Source organism: Methylobacterium dankookense (assembly GCF_902141855.1).
In the GTDB taxonomy this organism is placed as follows: domain Bacteria; phylum Pseudomonadota; class Alphaproteobacteria; order Rhizobiales; family Beijerinckiaceae; genus Methylobacterium; species Methylobacterium dankookense.
Genome location: NZ_CABFVH010000132.1, coordinates 1 through 709, shown reverse-complemented (window position 1 = coordinate 709; position 709 = coordinate 1). Strand labels below are relative to the sequence as shown.

Below are 709 nucleotides of genomic sequence, written 5' to 3'. Positions count from 1 at the left end.
ACCTCGGCTTCCGCGACCAGCGCCTCGTAGAGGGCGATGGCATCCTCCATCGCGAGCTTGGTGCCGGAGCCGATGGAAAAATGCGCCGTGGCCTTGGCGTCGCCCAGGAGCACCCGGTTGCCGCGCACCCAGCGGGCGTTGCGGATCATCGGGAATTGCCGCCAGATCGAGCGGTTGGTGAGCACGGGGTGATTGCCCAGGAAGTCGGCGAAGACCTGCTTCATGAAGGCGGCCGAGCCCGCCTCGTCGAGCTGCCCGAGCCCCGCCCGCTCGAAGGTGTCGGGGTCGGTCTCGAACACCCAGGTCGAGCGGCCGCGCTCGTACTGGTAGGCATGGGCGATGAACGGGCCCCACTCGGTCTCGCGGAACAGGAAGGTGAAGGCGTCGAGCGGCCGGGTCGAGCCCATCCAGACGAAGCGGTTCGGACGCAGATCGACGCTGGTGCCGAAATGCTCGGCATGGCGCTGGCGGTAGGCGCTGTTGATGCCGTCGGCGACGATCACGAGGTCGTGGTCGTCGAAATCCTCCGCGTCGGCTTCCGTCTGGAAGATCATCTCGACGCCGAGGGAGCGGGCGCGCTCCTGCAGGATGGTGAGCAGCGTGGCGCGGGCGCAGCCGCAGAAGCCGTTGCCGCCGATGCGGTGGACCTCGTCCTTCACGTGGATGGCGATGTCGTCCCAGTAGGCGAATTCCTGGGTGATGCGGGCGT

The 709-nt window shown here is 67.7% G+C and carries 1 pseudogene; it reads right to left on the bottom strand.

The window, feature by feature from the left end:
• Nucleotides 1-709 (bottom strand): annotated as a pseudogene (locus MTDSW087_RS29885) (bifunctional salicylyl-CoA 5-hydroxylase/oxidoreductase); the annotation flags it as partial.